The sequence below is a fragment of the Paenibacillus koleovorans NBRC 103111 genome, assembly GCF_004000845.1.
GTDB lineage: Bacteria > Bacillota > Bacilli > Paenibacillales > NBRC-103111 > Paenibacillus_AA > Paenibacillus_AA koleovorans.
Window position 1 is genome coordinate 1 of record NZ_BIMA01000111.1, and the last position, 23,532, is coordinate 23,532.

16 protein-coding genes are annotated in these 23,532 nt (G+C 52.2%); 14 read left to right on the forward strand and 2 right to left on the reverse strand.

All coding sequences use genetic code 11. The features are described from left to right. Positions 1-102: 102 nt before the first annotated feature. Together PKO02S_RS25970 and PKO02S_RS25975 are read right to left on the reverse strand one after the other, a co-directional pair. Positions 103-507: a hypothetical protein gene (locus PKO02S_RS25970; RefSeq protein ID WP_127587707.1), complete on the reverse strand. Its 405-nt coding sequence runs from the start codon at positions 505-507 to the stop codon at positions 103-105. A gap of 15 nt (positions 508-522) precedes the next feature. Beyond that, positions 523-1,002 (reverse strand): zinc ribbon domain-containing protein, encoded by a 480-nt coding sequence (locus PKO02S_RS25975; RefSeq protein WP_127587709.1) that lies wholly within the window; start codon positions 1,000-1,002, stop codon positions 523-525. Between the two features lie 484 nt (positions 1,003-1,486). On the opposite strand from PKO02S_RS25975, the gene PKO02S_RS25980 reads away from it, so the two are divergent. The 14 genes from PKO02S_RS25980 (at position 1,487) to PKO02S_RS26045 (ending at position 23,491) form a co-directional block, all read left to right on the forward strand. After that, a complete protein-coding gene (locus PKO02S_RS25980; protein ID WP_127587711.1) occupies positions 1,487-2,755 on the forward strand; it encodes a hypothetical protein in 1,269 nt (422 codons plus the stop codon). Then, positions 2,748-6,659, forward strand: a complete 3,912-nt coding sequence (locus PKO02S_RS25985) for a VWA domain-containing protein (RefSeq protein ID WP_127587713.1) — start codon at positions 2,748-2,750, stop codon at positions 6,657-6,659. Before PKO02S_RS25980 ends, PKO02S_RS25985 begins: the two co-directional genes overlap by 8 nt. A gap of 22 nt (positions 6,660-6,681) precedes the next feature. Next, on the forward strand, positions 6,682-7,455 hold the full coding sequence (locus PKO02S_RS25990) for a hypothetical protein (RefSeq protein ID WP_127587715.1): 774 nt from the start codon (positions 6,682-6,684) through the stop codon (positions 7,453-7,455). Positions 7,456-7,474: 19 nt separating this feature from the next. Next, entirely contained in the window at positions 7,475-9,061 is a 1,587-nt protein-coding gene (locus tag PKO02S_RS25995) for a hypothetical protein (RefSeq protein WP_127587717.1), read from the forward strand. A 1,791-nt stretch (positions 9,062-10,852) separates the two neighbouring features. After that, a complete protein-coding gene (locus PKO02S_RS26000; protein WP_164821694.1) occupies positions 10,853-12,544 on the forward strand; it encodes a sensor histidine kinase in 1,692 nt (563 codons plus the stop codon). Continuing rightward, entirely contained in the window at positions 12,541-13,332 is a 792-nt protein-coding gene (locus PKO02S_RS26005) for a response regulator (protein WP_127587721.1), read from the forward strand. The genes PKO02S_RS26000 and PKO02S_RS26005 overlap by 4 nt, the downstream gene beginning before the upstream one ends. Before the next feature lie 36 nt (positions 13,333-13,368). Beyond that, positions 13,369-14,394, forward strand: a complete 1,026-nt coding sequence (locus PKO02S_RS26010) for a WD40 repeat domain-containing protein (protein WP_127587723.1) — start codon at positions 13,369-13,371, stop codon at positions 14,392-14,394. A 25-nt stretch (positions 14,395-14,419) separates the two neighbouring features. Continuing rightward, positions 14,420-16,000 (forward strand): extracellular solute-binding protein, encoded by a 1,581-nt coding sequence (locus PKO02S_RS26015; protein WP_127587725.1) that lies wholly within the window; start codon positions 14,420-14,422, stop codon positions 15,998-16,000. 80 nt (positions 16,001-16,080) lie between these two features. Then, entirely contained in the window at positions 16,081-18,489 is a 2,409-nt protein-coding gene (locus PKO02S_RS26020) for a discoidin domain-containing protein (protein WP_127587727.1), read from the forward strand. 9 nt (positions 18,490-18,498) lie between these two features. Beyond that, positions 18,499-19,197: a DUF1961 family protein gene (locus tag PKO02S_RS26025; protein ID WP_127587729.1), complete on the forward strand. Its 699-nt coding sequence runs from the start codon at positions 18,499-18,501 to the stop codon at positions 19,195-19,197. Between the two features lie 3 nt (positions 19,198-19,200). Next, a complete protein-coding gene (locus PKO02S_RS26030) occupies positions 19,201-20,271 on the forward strand; it encodes a Gfo/Idh/MocA family protein (RefSeq protein WP_127587731.1) in 1,071 nt (356 codons plus the stop codon). Then, the gene (locus PKO02S_RS26035; protein WP_127587733.1) at positions 20,229-21,176 is read left to right on the forward strand and encodes an ABC transporter permease; all 948 of its coding nucleotides are present in this window, start codon (positions 20,229-20,231) and stop codon (positions 21,174-21,176) included. The genes PKO02S_RS26030 and PKO02S_RS26035 overlap by 43 nt, the downstream gene beginning before the upstream one ends. After that, positions 21,176-22,054, forward strand: coding sequence for a carbohydrate ABC transporter permease (locus tag PKO02S_RS26040; protein ID WP_127587735.1), 879 nt, complete (start codon positions 21,176-21,178; stop codon positions 22,052-22,054). The genes PKO02S_RS26035 and PKO02S_RS26040 overlap by 1 nt, the downstream gene beginning before the upstream one ends. Before the next feature lie 21 nt (positions 22,055-22,075). Next, the gene (locus tag PKO02S_RS26045) at positions 22,076-23,491 is read left to right on the forward strand and encodes a sulfatase-like hydrolase/transferase (protein WP_164821695.1); all 1,416 of its coding nucleotides are present in this window, start codon (positions 22,076-22,078) and stop codon (positions 23,489-23,491) included. Positions 23,492-23,532: the final 41 nt, after the last annotated feature.

Below are 23,532 nucleotides of genomic sequence, written 5' to 3' on the forward strand. Positions count from 1 at the left end.
GGAGAATCAAGGCGGATGTACGGCTGGAGGATTGGAACACTACGACCAAGGACCGTCCGCTAGGACGGTCCTTGGTCTCAGTCTTAGGCGGCTAGCTGCTGATTAGAGGCCGCTGCTGTGATTTTTGCTGGATAGGGACTCGATGGCTTCGTACTTGAAAATCCAAAAGCCCAAGTATACATATAACGCGGATTCGCAAACTTGATAAAGGGTGAAGCTCTTGAAGGGAAACAGGATATAGAAGACATAGCCCCATAGAGCATAAGGCATATATTTCTTGGCCGGTGCGGCCAAGGTGAGGAAGAGGCCGGCGAAGAAGGCGTAATGACCCAGCGTATGGAGAATAGGCCAAAATGTGCGGAACTGATGGATCAGCACATCATAGATCAAGAGCAGGCCCAGGCCGCCGAACAAGATGTACAGGTGGTAAGGCAGCGCAAGACGGACGATTCGAAAGGAAGTCAGCCAGATTGTATATTCACGAATAACAGCCGAAAATTGTTTCATCGCGACCTCCAAGGTTTATTCCGATGACTTACCGGGTTCTCCGCACTCGGTACAGAACCTGCTATCCGGTTCTAACGGCGCTTGGCAGCTGGCGCAAATATTCTTGGGAGCTTCAACTTGTAGAGTCGCCGTTGGTGGAGGAGCCGTGAATTGATGACCGCAGCCTGAGCAAAATTTCGCATCGAAAGCGATCACGGTTTTGCAGGAAGGGCAATCCTTCTGGTTCTTAATTTCCTTGATCCTGAGTTCCAGCTCCTGAATGGTGCTTTCGTATTGGGCTATTTGCTTGCTGTTGCTGATGATCTCCGCCTCTGCAAGCGAAAGATCGCCCTTGGAGTACGCGCTGTACACCAATTCTCCGATCAGCATTTTACATTTGTCGATTTCCTTGGCTACACTGGAGATTTGGGAATGAACGCGCTGAACCTCCACTGCCTGCTGTGCCTTGTCGGCCGCCTTGGATGCGCTCTCTTTGACCTTCTGAAAGAAGCTCAATTATGAATTCCTCCTTTGTATATGCAGCTATTATTTGGATGGTCTGGCTCGATAGCTTTCTTAATTAATTCCGATTGTATCACATCGTGTCGTTATTTGGAGAGGATTTTGTAGGTTTATAGCATTTTTCCTGAAGAAGTCTTGAAAATAGCAGCTGAGCTGGTAGATAATGTTGGTAGAGTAGGGAGAATAGTCCTGAATATCATCCCGATGGCCTATTTGTCGAAGGGGCTTATCGTTCTGGGAGGTGCCAAGTATGAACTGTCCAAGCTGCGGAATCGAAGTAAAAGGAAAATTTTGCCATAAGTGCGGTGTGAGATTAGCACCTCCGATAGAAGATGCGGCCCCGGCACCGGAAAAGGAAAATAGGTCGGCAGAACCCGACTCTCCCGAGAAGGCTGTGTGGGGGAAATCGGATTCAGCAAATCTCACTTTAGAGTCTGTTAATATCCGATCCTTCGCGGGCATGCTGGGGGCCTCTGCTTTGGGTTTTATTGGCATCCTGGCCGGGGCTGCGTTCCTGCTGGCGAAGTATGTCCAGCGGGGGCCCTTTTTTAATGATCTGCTTTATCATATTTTTAGAAATGTATGGAATGTGCCTCCTGAGCAAGCTGCTTATTTCGCAACCGATCTGCAGAACAAATACTGGCATCAATTGGTCCTTCTTCACGGAGGAGCCTATCGAGGTACGTACAGCTCGGTGTTGTCCTCCGTGGAAAAGCGATTTGACTTCGAATTTCATGCGCCGCTCCTGCTATCGCATGGGTTGCTCTTTGGTATGGTTGCAGCTTATGGCTGGCTGATCAGGAGGATCGTGCGCAAACAGCTTGTATCGGATGCCGCCAGGTTGGGCTGGGCGGCCGGGTTCAGCATGCTCTACGCCCTTGGGGTTATGCTGCTATTGTCTCTCGTGAATCCGGAGTCTGTCTATCTGTTCGGGGCGGAGCATTCCGAGCTGCAGGTATCCGCCTCCTTCGGAAGACCGTTCATCACGGCATTTGTCGTCTGTTTTCTGGGCACTTGCATGGGACTTGGCGGATGGTCCTTCCTGAACAGCGGCAACTGGATGAGCTGGCTGAAGAGTGTTCGGCATTTCATGCTCTCCATGGTTGGGTTTTCCACCCTTATCGCCGGCCTGATGATCGTCCAATGGGCTCTTGTGGACAACAGTCGGGTTTATAATCCCCACATTGTTACCATGGGCTCCCTATGGAAGGAGTATAAGCAGGAGCCGGCCATTTATGCCATTCTGCCGAATATTCTCCTGCAGGAGCAGATCTACTCCCTTGGCGGCACATGGCATATAGACGGTATGCATGCCGCTCGGTTCCTTGGCGCCTCTGCTCCGTTCCAATTAAATCTGCTGAGTGGAATCAAGGGTTTGGAAGGGGGGACGGGGACGAAGGGCGGGGATGCGGCGCGATCCGGCCTGGAGAACGAGCTTCAGGTTAGCTGGTATCACTTCGCCTTTCTCCTGGCATATGCCTATTCCTTAAGCCGGATCAAGATGCATAATGCAGTTATGCTCGCCACCGCAACGCTAAGCATCGTGATAGGCTTCGCGTTTCTATCCCGATATTTCAATGTGTGGATTGCCGCAACAGGAGGGACCGGGCCGGAAGGAAGAGTCGGCTTCCACATGCTGCAGACGGGGATGGCTGTGGGCATCGGAACATTGGCGATCTTGTCGCTGTCTTTTGTTGCGCAGCTTCTCGTGGGGGTCAAGGAGGGGAAGGTGACAGTCGGTGCTTAACAATCCTTGGCTTATTGGCATTCTGGTGACCTTCGTCATTGGAGCGGGATGCATCCTCGCGATTGTGTTCAGCTTGAAATGGATGAGGAGAGTCGTATCGGTGTCGGGATACTTATCCGCTGCTGCGGTAGGGATGACCATCATGGCGTTTGCTTCCTTCAGCATGCTGAAGCAGGGGGTGTCGAGCGAGCTTCCCAAGGACTCTAACAAGGTGCTGATGTACAAACATGTGTATTGGCTGAAAGAGGAGAGTCCCGATTTTGCATTGTCCCGAGCGAAAGCGTTATGGGAGAGCGTTCCTTCGACGGACAGCAAATTTCTCCTCGGTTTGGCTTATGCGAGAGCCAACCAGTTGGACAAGGGAATCCCGATCCTGGAGGAGGCGCGGAGCACGATACGCCTGGCCGCTTACGTCAAGGAATCGGAGCTGGATGCCGTGCTGGGGGACCTGTCTGCGGTGGAGAACGATGTGATTCAGCCGTCAACCGTCGAGCGGGCTGTCGCCAAGGGAGTGAGCGCATTCCAGGCCCGGTTGGAGCATGAGGTGGCGGACGAAGTGAAACAAGATCTGGTCGCATTGGCGCGGCTGGATCCGCATAGATTGGAATTCGTTCTGAAGGGAAAGCCGGCGGGCCAAGGGACGGAGCTGAGTACCGCCCAAAGGCTGTATCAGGATGCTGTGAAGCGGCAGCCCGAGGATCCCGTCATGAAGCAGGAGCTTGCCCGGACCGCTATTTACATGGGGGATTCGCTTACAGCGCAGAAGCTGCTGATCGATGTCCTGCAGCAATATCCGACGGCGGAGGAGCCTGCTGTTCTGCTGGGCGATCTTCTGCTGAATCAGGAGAAAGCCCAACTGCCGGAGGAGAGCTGGAGCTCGCTCCCCCATTATGCGGAGTCCAAGAGGAGGGCGCAGCAGGAGCAGAAAAAACGGCTTCAGGAATGGTCGGAGGAAGTTCGGCCCGGCGACGAAGAGGCCGCGCGTACGGTCCGGGATCGACTCCAGACGATTCGGAATAACACGGAGCTGGCTCCTCATTTAGCCTATTCGATCGTAAAGCCTCATGAGAAGGACGGACAGCCGGAGGCTCTATTTTTAATGGCCCGATACTTCTATCAGCAGCACGATGAGGAAGCCTCCTCTTCATACATACGGAAGCTGGCGAATGAGCCGGACAAGCTGACGGTCCCCCAGCAGTATTATGTTCAGTCCTTGGTGAGCATGTCGACGGATGCCGGACAGCTGACGTCGGAGCAACTGCTGCAACGAAATGAATGGACCACGAGCGCGTATCAAAGCTTCCGGGCCTTGGAGGGGAGGCGTCTCCGCGAGGCCGCTCTGACGGATCAGGAGCGGAGCTTCGCCGTTCATTTGAGCAATGAGCTCATACGGCTAAGCAAGGAGAGCATTCGCATCTCTTCCATTCAAGCGAACGAGAACGGTGCGGTTGAGCTTTATGTTACAGCGGATAATATCCGCGAGCTTAACAAGGCGAATTTGAGGCTGATGGACAATGAGCTTGCCGTTCAAGATTTTACCGTGGAGAAGATCGGCGAAGCGAGTTCATACCGGCGCAATATCATGATGGTGATGGATCGAAGCGGGTCGATGGAAGGGGACCGCATCTCCACAGCCAAGCTGGCGGTCAAGAGCTTTATTTCCCGTCTGAAGGCGAATGAACGAGTAGGCGTCATCACCTTCTCTAGCGATAACTCCGTTCTGCATCCCTTAACGACAGACAATCAGTCGGTATCCCGAGCTGTATCCGGGGTTGCGGCGGGCGGAGGAACAAGCATTGCGCCTGCCTTTGACGCCGGAATCAAGCAGCTTGGCATGGAATCGGGCGAACGGGTTTTATTTATGCTCTCGGACGGGGAGGACAACCAGTTCTCTCAGCCCGCCACTCGTGCGGCTATTATCCAGAAGGCCAACGAGGGAGGGATTACGATTTTCTCCATCGGCTTCGGCGCCGGCTACGAAACGTTGCGAGAGGTGTCAGAGTTGACCGGAGGAAGATATATTCCCGCGGCCGGATTGGATGATCTGATCAATAGTTTCGCAGAAATAAGCAGGACCCTGGAGCAATCGTATAAAATTTCATATAAGCTGAACCCGATGGCCAAAGGGGTTCACCGCGTGAGCTTGCAAGGCCCAAGCAACACAAGAGCGAGCAAAACGTACACGATCCCTTCCTCGGAGAAGGGAGAAGCCGGTCGAAGCGCAGCTTACGAGCAGGCCGGACAATATATCGATTTTGCGATCCATAAGACGATTCCGAATCGGATTACCGCTTCCAAATTGGGCACAACCGATGTCGAAATCACGGGTATCGGCTTTCATCAAGTGCAGAAGGTATTGTTGGATGGGAAAGAATTAAGCTTTGACCCCGTAAGCGACAGCCGGATCAACATGACGGTGCGGAACAATCTGTCTATCGGAGTACACAACATTGCCTTGGTAGCCAAGGATCAGCGCGAGGCCAAGTATCGCTTATCCGTAACCAAATCGGGCGATCAAGAATCGAGAACCTTCGGTTACGCCACGATATACGGCGATTTTATCGAGAATAAGGGAAATACGGAAATTCGATTCCTGGGCAATACCTCGGTAGACCGTTTTCTTTATGACAGTGCAGGAGAAATGGTATTAAAGGATAACCGGGTGCTTTCGTTCGATGGGCTGTTATTGGATGTGGATCATACCAAGATCGGCATTATTCCGTCTGTGCTGATGGATGTCAGGAACGCGGCTCAACGCTATGTGCCATACTCGGTCACTATGGAAAGAGACGATCTGGGCAAACAGTTCAGCGTGAAACGGCAAATCGCGGGCGTTACCATTGACGGTACATCCCTCAGCAAATTCGGGCTGGAGGTGAGCCTGGGCTCCGTATTCCAATATACGGCCCACTACGAGCCGGACAAGGGTATCCTTCAGGCGAAACAAGCAGGGTTCAAAGGCTTCTCGGCGATCGGCGAGCTGAATCAGCGCAAGCTGAAGGATATGGCCAAGGTCGTCAAGTTCTTGCCGTCCGACTTGAGCTTAATTTTCGAATATGAGCCTGACAACATCACGGTAGCCGGCGAAGTGGCGGCGACTATTGACACCGGCGCGGTGGAAGCGACGAATCTGAAGCTCGGCGTGAAATACGGCGCGCGGAACAACCGGCTGGAGCTGTCGGGCGAGGCGAATGAATTGTCGCTTTTCGGGAAAAAAATCGAGATCCCGCTCAGCCGAAGAAATGACGGAATTTCCAAAATCGGCGGCACGCTTATTTTCGAAAATGGAGGGCTTGCGGGGATCGGAGCCAAGCTTGAAGCGGGGGTCGGCCTTCCTCTGGGAACCACCGGACTTAATGTCAAAGGGGTAAGCTTCTTGGCGGACTGGGGCTCGTCCAGGGAAGGCAAGATCGGGCTCGTCATTGGGACTGTCGCAGACGGGCCGTTCCTTCGCGTCATCGAGTGGGTTGATTATATTCCGGGCATTGACTTCCCTGAGAAGGCGACGGTATGCGTGCTGTGCTTGGAGGGAGAAGCGGGGGTCCGAGGAATAGCAACCGAGGATTGGTCCTTCAACGGGCAACTGGCAGCCAAATTCTTCGGGTTCGAAGCGGCCAAGGGAACGGCCTATTTTGACAGTCACGAAATCACGTTGGGCGTATCGGTCGATAGCTTGATCATGCAACTGAACGGGCAGACGTCCGTCGTCTGGGCAGACCCGGATTATGCGGGCGATACGACGCTGAAGTATTTCGGAACGCTTGAAGCGCTGATGCAGAAGGGAAAATTGGCCTTGGTCGTAGTGCCGCAGCATTTTGACCGTTCTTACTTGAATTTGAAATTTGATACCTGGCTCTTTGATCCGCAAATTCACATCGGGTCGAAAATCAAAGTTTACCGGTAAAGGATGAAGGGAGCTGGGAGAGTTGGCAGCAGCCAGAGAGGTATGGAAATGCTCGGCGGAGGAATGGGAATTCGCGAGGTATCATAGCGAGCTGCATCGCCCCGACCGAGGAAGCAAGGGGATTCGCCGAGCGAACATCGGCTGTTTCCTCGGGGTCCCCATTACCTTATTGATTTATTATGCTCTCACCTCCCTTGCCATTGTTGTTGCCGGCGGGGAAGTCGAGCAATGGCTTCGCGGTTTTCGGCATTCCTTCAGTCCGGTTGTGCTCCTTGGCTCTGCGCTCTTTTTCATCATTCCGTACTTTACCAGGGAGAGAAGGGAGCTCCGTAAACCGCGGCCCCGTGAAGAAATTCCTTACCTCATAACGGATGACCAGGGGCTCCTGGTGAACCTGAGGAACCATTTAGCCGAATCGGCGATTCTGTATGTGAATTGGCACAGCATCAAGCGGCTCCAAATTGACTTTACTCACGATTTGACAAGCTTCCCGGGCGGACATATTTATTATGAGCCTAATAAAGTCAAAGCCTTCGAGAAAATCAGGCAAGAGCTGCCGGACTTCCGGGAGCCGGCTCGGCAAGTTTACATGGATCGCTTCACTCTGTGCATCGCCTCTGACGCCAAGCTCGCAGGAATGTACGGCTTTATTCAAATTCCGCTCCGTTGGCTGTATGACGGTCAGTTCGAGCGATTGCTGCGCACGATCGAAGCGCGTACCGGGCTTTCCGTCCAGCCCTACAGGGAAGGCGTTATGCCGGCTTTTCTCGGCTGGCGCACCAAAGGACACTTCTAAACGTTAGGAATGATACTCCTTGAACAAACTGCCGGGCCTTCTGTTGTGTCTCCTCCTCGTATCCTGGGCTGTGGCCGATACAATCGGAGCGGAGGATTCGCCGAGTACCGCATCGATCCGTTTGGAAGAAACGTTGTATAACGTACAATTGATTGTCACAGGCGAAGTCGAGGACACCTTCGAAGTGAACCTTATTGCCCCGGACGGCGCCAAGTATGTTCATGCGAATTATGCTGGCCAGAAAGCTCTATATTTCAAGCTTCCGAAAGCCCGCATTTGGCTGCTTAACGAGGCGATGCCAGGCGAATATCGATTTGAAATATCAGGCTCCAGCCAAGCTTATAAGACATCGGTGGAGAAGGAGCTGCGCAAACCGATTACCACATGGCTGTCGCCTGCAGGGGAGACGATAGCTTTGGAAGGCACCGCGAGCCTTCAGCTTGCCTGGAAGGTGGAAGGAGACGCCGACGAATCGGATGTTCTGAAGGTCTACCTCAAGCCTGCCGGCGGATGGCAAAGGATGCAAGCAGCCCAAGTCAGGCTGAAGGCGCAGAACGCTTCGATCCGGTTGCCGGCCACCGTTCAGGATGGCGAATATGAGCTTATTCTCGTCGCGGACAACAAAACCCCCGAAGGCCAGACGATCCCGACGAACACCAAGATTAAGGTTCAGCGCGGCTATACGCTGCAAGGCTTTCAGGTAATGGGAGCGGAAGCCATGGGGGACCAGGTTAGGATTACCATGAAGGTGTCCAACAAGCTGATCTGGAAAGGGATCTCCGCTTCCTTCGAGAAGGAAGGAGCAACGGGTCCCCTGCTCTTGGAGCGCGCCAACCGAACGGATCTGTATTCGGAAGCGGATAAAAGCGATCCTAATTCCAGCCTGTACGAGTGGGATGTGGACATGGCTGAGAGCGGGAAATATAAAGGCTCCTATCAGGTCGTCTATGAAGATTGGATCGAAAGCGCGGTGCAGCGTCTACCGGAATTCGAGCTGCGGATCAGAGATTGGTCCAAGGACACGGTAGCCTTCTTGACTGAGGCGGAGAAAACCAATTTGAAGCAGGTACAGATCCGCCTGAAGCTGCAGGCCGATGCTCATGTTCAGGTTGTGGACGGCGGCACGATCCTGTATGACCAGAAGATTTCAGCCGATGGCACTGATCAGAAGGCGCTGACTATTCAGGTTCCTCTTCTTGAGGGAGACAGGCTTCTTCAAGCGGTTGTCGGCGATTCGTTCGGGAATATCCGCTCTTTTCCGAAGCGGTATCTGGTAGATTTTACTCCCCCTCTGCTAACCATGATTCAGCCGCAGGGACAGCATTCCAAGCTGGAGGGCGGGTTTGCCAGCGGATTCGTGGAGAAGGACAGCGTCATCCTTGTTGGGGGACAAGAGCATCTGCCGGATCGGAACGGCTATTTCCGCATTAATCACGTGAACCGCTCGTTGGATTTAACCGTAAGAGACAGCCACGGGAACGAGACCCGCTTCCAGTGGAGCTCGCCTGAAGGTTGGAGCAAGCTATGGCTGACCTTCGTTTCAATCAACGTATTCTTGGTCGGCTTAACGGCCGCTGGCGTCTATTGGATTCGCAAGAAGCTTTGATCAGGGCGAGTCCGCAGCTAGGGAGCAAGGGTACAGGCGTCAGCTGCTCGAGAATCCTCTTCGTCTTGAGCGGGAATAGCTGATAGAGGGAATGCGGCGGAAGGGGATGATCACGGATCGGCCTCGGGACGGTTTTGGGTTGCATCTACAGGTACTTTTGGCTCCAACCCACCCGTTCCAGCAAGACACCCCCGCTCCAGCCAGTAACTATTCTTCCGGGAACGAGCCCAGCTAACTCCCCCTCCCCCTTGCAGTCCGACTTTTTCGGACTGCGGGGGCGCCCGCTACATGGAGGGGGGCTCCAGTCCGAGTTTCCCCACTTACAGAGGCGTTTTTACGCATCTCTTACAGAACCCCTCGCTCCAATTCGGCAAATTCGGACTAGGGAGCCTATTTCTGCCTGGGAGCGGCCATGCAGTCCGACTTTTCGGACTGCATGCAGCGGTTACTTGGCGTTATCAGCAAGGAATGCCATCAACGAAAGCAGAACCGAAGAGGGCAGGGGGCTGGAGTGGAGAAGCGAAGCGTTCGCCTTTGAACTCAGGGCCCACCCATACCCCCAATTCCATCAAGGGCCATGAGTTCAACCGCGATCGGAACCCAGCCACCTGCCCTCCCCACGCGCTAACTGAACACTTATGCCAGAGGACTTGATCGGTGAACTTCCGATTAGGTTTTTCTTGATGAGGGCTTGGGGCAGAGACGTGCAAGAGCAAGAGCCCGGTTACTTGGAGTTGGGTCGGGTTTGGGTTGCATCTACAGGTACTTTGGGATTCAACCCACACGTTCCAGCAAGACCCCCCGGTCCCAGCCAGTAACGATCCTTCCGGGAGCGAGCCCGCTAAAGGGGAGAGTGCTCCAGTCCGAGTTTCCCCACTTACAGAGGTGTTTTTCCGCACCTCGTACAGAACCCCCACTCCAATTCGGCCAATTCGGACTAGGGAGCCTAATCCGCCTGGGAGCGGCCACGCAGTCCGACTTTTTCGGACTGCATGCAGCGGTTAGCGGTTGCTTGGTGTTCGGGTAGGCGATGGGCAGGTTGGACAAGGAATCCGTCTTCCGGGCATGAACGGAGGTTCAGTCTGTTATCGTACGGGGGAATGGGAGGAAATCAGCAGCCGGAGAAAGGGTTGGACTCGTAACGATGGTTGCCGGCCAATAGATGCGCTATTTGTGAACAAAGCGAGGTTATCGCCACGTGAGCGGACCCAGATGCGCTTATTTGGCCCAAAAGGGAGGAGCGGAAGGCAAAAGGGAACGAATAAGGTCCTCTGTGTCCGCCAAAAAGGGGATGGGGACTGGTTTGAAGGAAATAAGGTCCTCTGTGTCCGCTCAAGATCGGACCGAATTCCGAAAGGAACGCCACGAGTAAAAGAAGAACCAAAGAGGGCAGGTTGCTGGAGTGGAGAAGCGAAGCGGTCGCCTTTAAAATCACGGCCCCCCCTCAACCCAACTATAATCAAGGGCCGTGATTTTAACAGCGATCGGAACCCAGCTACCTGCCCTCCCCACGCGCCAACTGCACACAACCGCCAAAGGACCATTGGGGATCTTCCCTGATGGTTTTTCTTGTTGAGTCTTGTTTGAAAATTTCGTATCTTAAGAATCGACAGTGTAATCTTCAGAATCGGGCGTTACGGCAGGGCATCCATTTTCGGTATTATAATATTGCGATACATGAAAGCGCTTTTATGTTTCGCAGTGAAGATCGCCGAGAGGAGTGACGTGCCCTAACAGCTACATTTCGCAGAGTGAGGGTTTGATAGGATGAGACGATGTCTGAGATGGTTTATGAATTTAAGAATTATGCAAAAAATGATTGTCGGATACGTCTTTATTATCGTCTTGCCCACACTGGTGCTTAGTCTGCTGTTTTACAACCATTTGTATCAATCCGCGGTGGAGGAATCCGAGAGAAGCCGGCAGCAGTATCTCGAGCAAGCTCAGTCCGAAGTCGCAATCGACATTAACGAGCTTGAATCGGTGCACAGCTTGTTCCAGCAAAACACGTTAGTCATTCAGTATTTGGAAAAGACCTATCCGTCCTCATCGGAGGAAATCTATACCTTTACTGAACATGTGCTGCCTCTGTTCACTTATATTTCCGCCAGCCAATCGCTGATCAAATCTGTGCGGCTGTATAAGAAAGAGGAGCCGATGAATCCGATTTTCAATATGGTGTATTCCTATGCGGATCTGGGCGGTTCGGACCCGCGGATTCGGGAACTCCGGGCCGGCGAAGGCTTATGGATTCACCGCATGGAGAAGGGCGTGCCTTCGTTCCGATACTACAAAAAAATCCACACCCGCTATTATTTGAAGGAAGCGGGTATGATCGAGATTGTCTTGAACGAAAAGGAGTTCTACCGCCAATTCGAGGCGTGGAGCGGTTCGGACGCCGTCGTAACGGTAGAGATTGACGGGCGCTATTACCGGCTTCGCGGGGACGCGACGCTGGAGCCGACGGTCGGCAAGCCGACAAGCCGCGTTCAAGACCTAATTGAGGTGTTGGAGCCTTCCGTTCGCGTATATATCGACAAACCGTTGTCGAACGGAGTGCGCATCCAGTGGAGGAACCTATTTTTCGGCGCGATCCTGGCCTACCTGGTCATTCTGACTAGCTTGTATTATTCGTTGGCGACTTCGATTGCGAGAAGAATCAAAAGCTTGGCCAAGCATATTCGGTTAGCGAAGACAAACCGGTTCGATCGCTTCGAAGCCGAAGCCTATGCGGACGAAATCGGGTATCTGATTTCCTCGTATAACATCCTTATTTTCAATATCGACGAACTGGTCAATAAGGTGCACAAGGCGGAGTTGCGGCAGAAGGAAGCGGCCTTCATCGCGCTGCAATCGCAAATCAATCCTCATTTTATTTATAACACACTCGAGGGCATTCGCATGACCGCGGAGCTGAACGGGGATACGGACGCGGCGGAGATGGCGTATACGCTCGGACTAATTCTGCGCTATAACTTGTCCGGTCAAGCGAATGGTACGTTGAAGGATGAACTGGACAACGTCGCCAACTATTTGAGCATGTATAAAAAAAGGTTGGGCAGCCGGTTCCGGTACCGCCTGCAAGTCGAACCCGAGCTCGAACGCATTCCTTGTCCGCGGTTTATTTTGCAGCCGATCGTCGAAAATTGCATTGTGCACGGCTTCAAGGACAAACTGGGGGATACGGCGATCACCATCCGGATCGAAGGCGAAGCCGAACTCGTCCTGGTAACCGTCGAAGACAACGGAACGGGCATCGCTCCGGCGAGACTGTCGACGATGCAGCGTTATTTCCACGGTGAGCTGGAGCGGATGGAGATAGAGGCCTCAGGACTTGGGATCGGCATGCAAAATATTTATGAGCGGCTCAAGGCCTTCTACGGTCCCGCCTCTACGATTCGGATGGAAAACGGACCGTCGGGCGGCACGATCTGCACGTTGGTGCTGGCTGCAAAGGGAGACGGCAAGGGGGAAGCAGAATGAACATTCTGGTCGTGGAAGATGAGGAACTGATAAGGAACGGTTTGATCGCGATGTTGCAGCGGGATGCATTGCCGCACGCACGATTCGCCGGCGCCTGCAACGGCATAGAAGCGTTGGAGCTCGCCCGGACGTTCGAGCCGGATCTGGTCATCACCGATATCACCATGCCTGCGATGAGCGGACTGGAATTCATTCGCGAAGCGAAAGCCCGGCAGCTGTGCCGCCGATTCATCATTATGACCGGTTACAACGAGTTCGAATACGCCAAGGAAGCGATCCGCTATCAGGTGATCGAGTATTTGCTCAAGCCGATCAACAAGGCTGAGCTGATCACACTGGTTCGGCAGATAGCCGCCGAGGAGGAGGCCGACCAAGCACGTCGTGCGGAGCGGATTAGCGAGCTTGTGAAGGATGACGGCGGGTACGATCCAGGGAACGGCAGCAAACTGTCTGCGGTGATGCGGCATATGGTCGAGTACGTCCAGCAGCGGTATAAGGACGATCTTTCCCTGCAAAGTCTGCAGGACGTCACCGGGCTGCATCCGAATTATATCAGCGCCTTGTTCAAGAAGGAGCTGGGCATGACGTTCCTGTACTATCTGAACTCCATCCGGATCAAAAAATCGGTGGAATATTTGATTTACCGGGAGGAGAAGACGATTCACGAAATTGCCGAACGGGTGGGGTATTACAACGAACGTCAATTTTTCAGGGCGTTCAAGAAGTTCACCGGGCTAACGCCGGGCGAATTTCGGAATCGGAACGGCAAGTCGACGGGGATGTATTGAAGCGTAGGTCAGTCTTCGATAAGGGAGCAGGGAACAGTGGCAGAGATCAAGATAACCCAAGACGATCATTATTGCACGTTTTCAACGTTCGGCGTAACGCCGGAAAATCCGAGCGGAACTAAAATTGTCTACACCCTCTTCAGGGAAGTTCCTCAAAACGGTAAAAAAAATGCGGCGGCGGAGCTCGTTGTGTGCGACATCGATGGGAAGAATCCTTTCAAATTGTGCGATGTGTCCAAAATTAATGCGCATAATGGCGCAAGGGCCATCTGGATCGATGATCGCACGCTGTTGTATTGGGACGATTCCCACACGAAAGTAAGGACGATCGACGGCACACTGCTATACGCCAAATACGGTTACCCGGGGGAAAGCACTTATAAAGATAACATGATCGTGTATCACCCGGATTACGCGGACAGCAGCGACGGCATTTATACGTTGAATACAACGACTGGGGACTACACGAAAATAGTGAGCCATTTTGATTTCGCCTCCTTCAAACATCTGATGGACGGCCCCGATCATCCTGGCGATTGGCGTATCACGCATCCGAGATTCAATCGTACGGGAGATAAGATCGCCTGTGCCTTGCGAACGAAGAGCCATTATTTGTTCATTTGCAATGCGGATGGCAGTAATATTCAGTTTTTCGGGAAGAAACCGATGCATTGGGATTGGTATGACGAGCGTTCGATTATCGGTCAAGACAATCAAGGGCTTGACGGATTGCCGAGCGATCTAACCGCAAGAATATGGGATCTTTCCGGGAGATGGATCGAGGATGCTGCGGGAGTCGGGAATCATTTGGCTTATTCGCCGGACGGGGCTTATTTGGCCAGCGACTCGTGGTACCATACCAGCCCAATCGTGTTGAAATGGTATAAGAAGGGAAGCTTGGAAGGCGAGCCTATCTTCTCGTCCCCGTATGCGTCTGCGGTCTGGGAGAACGGGGGAGCGCATGTCAATCCTGCCTTTTCCCGGGACGGTTCCCGAATCTATTACACAAAACCGGTTGGGCCTAACTTGGTGCACGGCTACTATTACCAATTAACAGTATAAAAAATAACGATAGGGAGTTGCACTCATGAGCCATATAAAAAGAGGGGCTGCGTTATTGGTCGCCTGCATGGTTGTAATCGCAGGTTGCTCGAAATCAGAAAATGCCAGTGAAACGGGAAGTCCGCAGCCAACGAGTTCAACGGCAGCCCCGAGCAAGCCGCCGCTGGAGACGCTAAGCGTCATGATCCCGCTCTTCGTGCAAGAGGCGCCGAACGCTTCTACCGATACGATGAAGAAAATCGAGGAATATACCGGGCAGAAGACGGATATTCAATTTATTCCAAGCGGGGCGTATGACGACAAGGTCAATGTCGCGATCGCTTCCCAGACCACGCCTCATTCGTTTCTGATTCAGGACGCGAAATCCCCGGCTTACCTGAATGCGGTCCGATCCGGTATGTTTTGGGAAATTGGCCCCTATTTGAAGGAGTTTAAAAATCTTTCGAAATTAAGCCCGGACCTTGCTAAAAATGTGTCGATTGACGGGAAGCTGTACGGCATTCCTCGTGTTCGCGAGGCGACGAACGTCGGGGTGAACTTCCGAAAAGACTGGCTGGAAAATTTGGGGCTGACCATGCCCTCTACGCCGGATCAATTGTATGAAGCGATCAAAGCCTTTACCTTGCAAGATCCCGATCAGAACAAGAAAAACGATACGGTGGGCTTAATCGAATACGGATCGATTGCGGGCTTTAGTCAAGTGGTGCTGTGGTATGGAGGACCCAATAAATGGGGCGTTCAGAACGATAAGATTGTGCCCGATTTTTATCACGACTCTTATTTCAAAGCCATGGACTGGTACAAGCGATTGTATCAGGAGAAGCTGATGAACCAGGATTTCTCCGCGCTTAAGGTTGAACAACAGCGGGAGCTGTTCAATCAGCAGAAAGGCGGCATTTATTTGGGCGGGGTCAGCAGTACGTATTCCCAGACGAACCCTCTGAATGCGCTGATGTACCAGGAAAAATATAAAAATGCCGAAGGCGTCAAATCGCAGGACGATTTATTCTCGAAGCTTTACAATTTCACGGCGATCAAGGGCACGAGCGGAGAGATCAGACTGCCGGGCGAACTCGGCTATTTCGGACAATTCGTGTTTCCCAAGACTTCCTTGAAGACTGAGGCCGAGTTAAAGCAAGCGCTGTCTTTCTTCGACAAGCTGCAGGATGAGCCTATGGTGGTGCTCACAACCTGGGGCATTCTCGGCAAGCACAGCATCGATCACGGGAACAAGATTTACGAAATGGTCGTGGACAATAATGTCAGGAACAAGGATATCAACTCGCTTAGTCAACTCAGCGTAAGCATCACAAATGCACAGTACAAAGGGGAAGCCAAGGGACTCAATCCTTACTTGGTTCGAGTCCGGGCTTATCCCGAAGAATTCGGAAAGTATGCGGTTAGCGATCCGACTATGCCGTTTCTGTCGGAAACCTTGTCGAAGAATCCGGGACTGGACTCCATCGTTTCCGATGCCAGAGTGAAGTATGTCATGGGGCTGATCAGCTTGGATGATTTCAAGAAGGAAGTGAAACGCTGGGAGAATGAGGGCGGACTCAAAATTATCGATGAATTTACGAAGCAATACTTGAAATCCAAAGGATAAACAATTCGGGCTGAGGGGCGACCCGGCATCCTCGTCAAGTCGCTCCTCCCTATTCAACTTAATAGGAGGCGAAATAATAGATGAGTATCCAATGGGGTATGGTACGGAAAAGCTTCAAAACTTTAGTACTGGGTATTGTTGCATTGGCGGGAATGGGGCTGGCGAGCGGGACGGCGACTGCCGCCGAGACCGTAAATTTAAGTATCCAGCCTGACGTGACCGTCACGGCAGACTCGGAATATAATTCCACCTATACAGCCGCAAAAGCTATTGACGGCAATACGACAGGCTCGAACAGCAGATGGTTGTCGATGGATGTCCCTGGCGATCATTGGCTGCAGATAGAATTTGGCAGAACTCAGCTATTTAATAGTATCAACTTGTACTTTTTCCAAGGTGCGAGTACGCTTTATTATTTGGAAGATTACAAACTGCAATACTATAACGGTTCTTCGTGGGTAGATATCGTTTCGGTGACAGGCAACACGGTGCAAGATCCGGTTTATACGTTCGATACGATCTCTGCGAAGAAGGTCCGCTTATACATTACGGATCCCAACACGAATAACAACGACAATGTCGCGAGATTGTACGAAATGAAAGTCAACTATAAACCTGTTGATGGCACGGAAACGAAAATTACACAAGGCAACGCTTATGCCAATTTTACCACCTTCGGGACCTCTCCCGAAAATCCTAGCGGAACGAAGCTGGCCTATACCTTATTCCCGACAGCGCCTACAACGAATGGGAAAATCTACAATGCGGAAATTTGGATCAGCAACACAGACGGATCGGAAGCCTATAAATTGACGGATGTCAGTAATATTCAAGCGCATAATGGGGCTCGATTCGATTGGGTGGATGACGATACGATCGTCTATTGGGACAATTACGAAACCAAGGTAAGAGATCTGGACGGAACGCTGCGGTATACCAAATTCGGTTATCCGGGAGAAAAAGTATACGGCTCCAAGGTAATCGTCTATCAATCGCTGTATGAGCAAAATTTGACTAGGCTGGGCACCCCCACTATAACGGCGGATTCTGAATACGATTCGACTTATACGGCTGACAAGGCCTTCGACAATGACGAGGTAACTCCTGAGAGCATGTGGATGTCGGCGGATACGGTCGGCGATCATTGGTTGGAAATTGATTTCGGTACAAGTCGAGCTTTTAATAAGGCGAGTCTCTACTTTTTCGAGTCAACGAATCAGCTTTATTTGGAAGATTACAAGCTTCAATATTACAACGGGTCCACATGGGTCGATTTGGTTACCGTAACGGACAATACCGAGAAAGATCCCGTCTACACCTTCAGCGAAGTCAGCGCCCAAAAAGTCAGGCTGTATATTACCGACCCGAATACAAACAACAGTGACCATATAGCGCGATTGTATGAGATGAAGATTCATAGCTCGGTTAACGGCATTCATGTGCTGGACACCGACAATGGAAATTACACCCAGGTTGCGGATCAATATTCGTTTGAATCGTTTGCCGGCGATTTGGGAACGGCCGATCCCCCGTCCGAATGGAAAATTGCACATCCGCGATTTAATGATAACGGTACGAAGATAGCTATGACCATCAATAATTCCGATTCTAACGGCGCTTATTTATTTTCGTTTGACGCTGCGGACGGCGCGAACATCGTGTTGTTCGGTTTAAGGGTTTTGCACTGGCTTTGGTATGATAACGATTCCTTTGTCGGACAAGATGTATCCGTTTCGGGTTCTCAGAAATATTACACCAAACGCTGGGCTACCGACGGTACGCTCATTGAGCATATTGCCGGGAAAGGAAATCATTCCGCCTTTTACGGTACGATGTATGCCAGCGAATCGGCGACGAATTCCAATCCCATTGTGTTGAAATGGTATAACTTTGGCAATAAAGACGGGTACACGATCTTCTCATCGGAATATGCTTCGGCAATTTGGAGCAACGGCGGCCCCCATGTGAATCCGGCCTTTTCCCGCGACGGTACAAGATTGTATTACACGAAGCCGATCGGTCCCAATTTGGTTGGCGGGTACAGCTATACGTTCGAACCCGAAGTCAGATTAAGCACTCTGCCGGGCGTTACGGCTACCGCCAGCTCCGAAAACAATTCAAGCAGCAGGGCTCCCAAGGCAATAGATGGAGATACGACAACTAATAGCAGCAGGTGGGTGTCGGCGAATGTATCCGGCGATCACTGGCTCGAAATTGATTTTGGCACCGCGAGAGCATTCAATAAGGTGAAATTGTATTTCTTCGAAAACGCGAACCAGCTTTTTCTCGAGGACTACAAGCTTCAATATTATAACGGCTCCTCATGGACGGATATTGTTACGGTCACCGATAACACTTTGAAAAACCCGGTGTATACGTTCAATAAGGTCACGGCGTCGAAGGTCCGCTTGTATATTACGGATCCCAACACAAACAACAACGACAATATAGCGAGATTGTACGAGATGGAAGTTTACGGCTGGGAATAGGAGTAAACCATGAGGAGCTTCAACAAAAAAGAACTTCTCTATCACAATCCGCTTGCCTCGGCAACCGATATTCGACATTTCAGAATGGAAGGCCCAGGTAAGGCGGAGATCCGAGAAGGAAGGCTGCAGCTGGAAGAGCTGACGAGTTATGAAGGGGACAACGACGCCGAACAACAAGCGACCAACATTGTGTATTGGTGCGATGTGAATTTCCCTTCCGACATCTTGGTCGAATGGGAGTTCTGGCCCGTCCAGGAGCCTGGGCTATGCATTCTATTCTTCTCGGCTCAAGGAAGGAACGGCGAGGACCTGTTCGACCCGAAGCTCAAGCGGCGCGACGGTTCCTACGAGCATTACAACCATGGAGATATCAACGCCTTTCATCTTTCTTACTACAGGCGAAAATACGAGAAAGAAAGATCGTTCCACTTGTGTATCTTAAGAAAAAGCTATGGACATCACTTGGTCGGTCAGGCAGCGAATCCGCTGCCTGACGTTTCCTCGGCGATCGGACCGTATCGGATGACGCTAGTGAAATGCGAGGCGGACATTGCTTTTTACATCAACGACCTTCCGATTCTGAATTGGCGGGATGACGGGAATACGTACGGGCCGTTGCTTGCGGGCGGCAAAATCGGATTCAGGCAAATGTCCCCCGGCATTTTTCAATACAGCCATTTGCGGGTGTTTGCAGTGGAAGGGGAATAACCATTGAAAATCAAAATTGGGATGATCGGGGCGGGCGGGATTGCCACCAAAAAGCATCTGCCTGAACTGCTCAAGCTGTCGGATGTAGAGCTGACGGCGGTTGCCAACCGCTCGACAAGCTCGGCGGCGCAAGCGGCGGAGCTCTTCGGCTTCAAGAGGGTGTACGAACAATGGACGGAAGTCATTGACGACCCGGAAGTCAACGCGGTATTCGTCTGTACGCCCCCTTATCTTCATTCTACGGCCGTGGAGTATGCGTTGCAGCAGGGGAAGCATGTGTTCTGCCAGGCCAGAATGGCTATGGATTTGCAAGACGCCGTATGGATGGCCGAGATGGAACGAGGGACGCATCTGACCACGATGTTATGTCCGCCTCCTCACTACATGGCTGTTGAACCTAGTATTCTTGCTTTGGTAGACCATCATGAGATCGGGGACATTCGCCATATCAGCATTTCCCATCCGACGAAAAAGTTTATTCGCTCGAATTCACCTTTGCCCTGGCGTCAACGAAAGGATATTCAAGGGATTAATGCGCTGGAAATCGGAGTAGCGGCGGAGGTGCTGTTGAAATGGTTCGGACCGGTGTCGCGTCTTGGTGCGATAGGTAAAAACTGGATCGACCAATATGCTCCGGATCCGGAAGGCTACACGAAGCCGGAGCTCCCCGATACCGTCTCCATTGTCGGACAGTTTGCCTCCGGTGCGCTCTTAACGGCATTGTTTACGGGGGTGGTCCAAGGAGGGCGGGAGCATATGACGATATATGGCAGCGAGGGCACGATTACGTGTTTCCCGCATGAGACTTATTATATGTTGAATCGGGGCGGCGGTGAGCAGAGAGTGGACGTTCCGCTCGAGCAACAAGGCCGCTGGAGCGTGGAACAGGATTTCATTGAAGCTGTGCGTACGGGGAAAAAAGGAACTCCCAATTTCAGCACCGGTCTCGAATATATGCGTTTCACTCAAACGGTTATGGACGCCATGCTTGAAAACCGCAGCGATCCAGTCAGAAGCAGGGAGGTTCTTTCATGGCACAATTACAATCCAGCAGCCGTACCGGGCAAGGATTGAATGCTCGCAGATGGCGATATATCGTCAGGGAACGATGGCTTTATTTCATGCTGATCCCGGGCATGCTTCATTTCCTTATATTCAAGTACGTCCCGATGGCGGGCATTATCGTCGCGTTTCAGAACTATCAGCCGTTTCTGGGCCTCTGGCATAGCGAGTGGGTGGGAGTCGAGCATTTTCAGCGCTTCTTCTCGGACCCGGTCTTCTGGAGACTGATGCGAAATACGCTGACACTTGCCATACTCAGCATCGTCTTTTATTTTCCGGTGCCGATCATCCTCGCCTTGATGCTCAATGAGGTGCGCCATATGGTGTTCAAGCGAGTGACGCAAACCTTTCTCTATCTGCCTCACTTCCTGTCCTGGGTCGTCATCGCCGGTATTACGGTGACGCTGCTCAATACGGACGGAGGTGTGGTCAACGGTTTGATTGTTCAACTGGGCGGCACTCCGATTCAGTTTCTGCTCGCGCCCGAGTGGTTCCGGCCCCTGATTCTGATCCAGCTCATCTGGAAGGAAGCGGGCTGGGGGACGATTATTTTCCTCGCCGCGATGGCCGGGGTTGACCCGCAGCTGTACCAATCGGCTGTTGTGGACGGCGCAGGACGGTTTCGTCAAATCTGGCATATTACGCTTCCGTCCATCCGAACCGCGATCATAACCTTGTTCATCATCCGGTTGGGAAGCTTCCTGGATACAGGGTTCGAGCAAATTTTGCTTATGCTGAACCCGATCAATCGGTCGGTCGGCGAAGTGTTCGACACATATGTGTATCAAACCGGCATAATCGGCGGCCAATTCAGCTACACGACGGCCGTCGGGCTGTTCAAGTCCGCCGTCGCCTTGCTGCTGGTCGTCGTAACGAATTATCTGGTGAAGAAATCCGGAGAGGAGGGGGTGTTCTGATGGTAACCGACAAGTCCATTGCCAGTCGTTTGCTGGATACGGTGATCTACGTTGTGCTGATTGTGTGTTCGGTATCTGCGGTATTGCCGATTCTGTATATCGTCGCCGGGTCCTTGGCCGCTCCTTCCGAATGGGCGAAGGGCTTCGTGCTCGTTCCGACCAAGCTGTCGCTGCAGTCGTACGAGTTCATTTTCTCGACGGGAACGATTGTACGCGCTCTGCTTGTGTCCGCCTCCATCACGGTAGCCGGAACGCTGTTTTATCTGGGGATCTCCGTGTTGACCGCCTATCCGCTGGCCCAACGGGATTTGCAGTTTCGCGGCGTGCTGTTGTTCCTGGTTGTGTTCACGATGATGTTCGACGGCGGCCTCATTCCTAAGTTCCTGGTCGTCAAGGCGGTCGGGCTGTTGGACTCGTATGCCTCCGTCATCATACCAGGAGCGCTTAGCGCTTTTTCGCTCATCATTTTCAAGACCTTTTTCCAGAACATCCCTTATGAATTGAAAGAGGCGGCGCGCATCGACGGCTGTCACGAGCTGGTGGTGCTGACGAGAATTATGATCCCGTTGTCCGGACCGATCCTCGCCACGTTCACGATTATTTTCGGTGTGGCCCATTGGAATGCCTGGTTCGACGCCGTGCTATACATTAGCGATCCGTCGAAGTGGCCGGTTCAGACGGTGCTTAAGCAGGTGATCGCTTCTTCGAAAGCGGGATCGCTGGGCGACTCTTCTGCGATGCAGGAAGAATTCGTCTTCATTCCGAACAGCGTCAAGATGGCGACGATTACCGTGGCAACGCTGCCGATCCTGCTGATTTATCCGCTCCTGCAGAAGCATTTCATGAAAGGTCTTTATTTGGGCTCGGTGAAGGGTTGATCGAAAGGGGGTATGGCTCGTATGAAGCGACCGAATATTGTGATCTTTATGACAGACCAGCAGCATGCCGATACGATAGGCGAGCAGGGGCTTTGCCGAACCCCGCATCTGAATGCTTTGATGAACGAAGGTGTCCGATTTACAGAGGCCTACACCAACTGCCCGATGTGCACACCGGCGAGAGCGACTGCGCTAACGGGCCTTCACCCTCATGAACATAAAATGGTGCAAAATTCACATTCCCCGATGGCCCTTATCAATCGACTGGAGCCTCAGATGGAAACGATCGGCACCGCGCTAAGAAAAGAAGGCTATCGGACGATTTACTCAGGAAAGTGGCATGTTGGGACTACACCGCCCGAGCAGAATGGCTTCGACCGGGAGCTGCCGCTTGGCAAAAAGCCGGAGATCAAGAACCTGACCGACCCGGTGATCATTCAAGATCGGTTCGGCGAACATGTGCTAGCCGCTACGGCTGCTTATAGCCGCGAGGAAACGAGAGTGTTCCAGCTCAGCGAAGCGGTCAACAACTGGCTGGAAGAAGAAGGGGACGGGGAGCAGCCTTTTCTGCTGGTTGCTTCTTGCTTGGAGCCGCATGTGCCGTGGATTGTGCCTGAACCGTACGGTTCGATGTATAATCCCGATGAAATAGAGGCATGGCCCAATTATGAAGACGATTATCAAGGGAAACCGCTGACTTACAGCAAGCATTATAATGATGTGAATTATTGCAGAATTCGTAAGGATTGGGGAAAGACGGCCCGAGCGTTAGCTAAATATTTCGGAGCGGTCTCGATGGTGGACGATGCATTCGGTTCGATTATCGGGAAGTTGAGCGAGAAAGGGCTTCTGGAGGACACCATTATCGTGTTCACAAGCGATCATGGGGAATTGATGGGTCGCCATGGATTAATCGGCAAAAACGAGCTGGCCCTTGATGATATCTCCCGCATTCCGCTTGTCCTCTACAGCAAGGGGCGGTTTAAGCCTGCAGTGTGCGACCGGTTTGTCCTGCTCTCGGATTTGTTTAACACTGTGATGGAACTGGCAGGGGCCGAGCAGCGAGAAAGCCTGCATAGCCAGTCCTTCGCTGCTGCTCTGAGAGGAGAAGCCTATGATGGCCATGATTCGGTTGTGATCCAGCATCACGGGGCAACGGTTCATATGAATACGATGAGGGCGATTCGAAATAAGGATTATAAATATGTGTTCCGTCCGCATGAAGTCGACGAATTTTACGACATGCGCCACGATCCGGGAGAACGGGACAACCGGATTGGAGATCCGGCTATGCAAGAGCGGATATGGGAAATGAAGATGAAGCTGCTGGCCTGGGCTAAACATACGTCCGATTTCGCATACAGGGGAATGGAACGAAGCTTTGCCAACCCCGACCCTGTAGACCTTCCAATATCGGTGTACTCACGTACCAGCTAAGAGAAACTACAAATAGGGCCAAATGAATGAGTTGAATCATA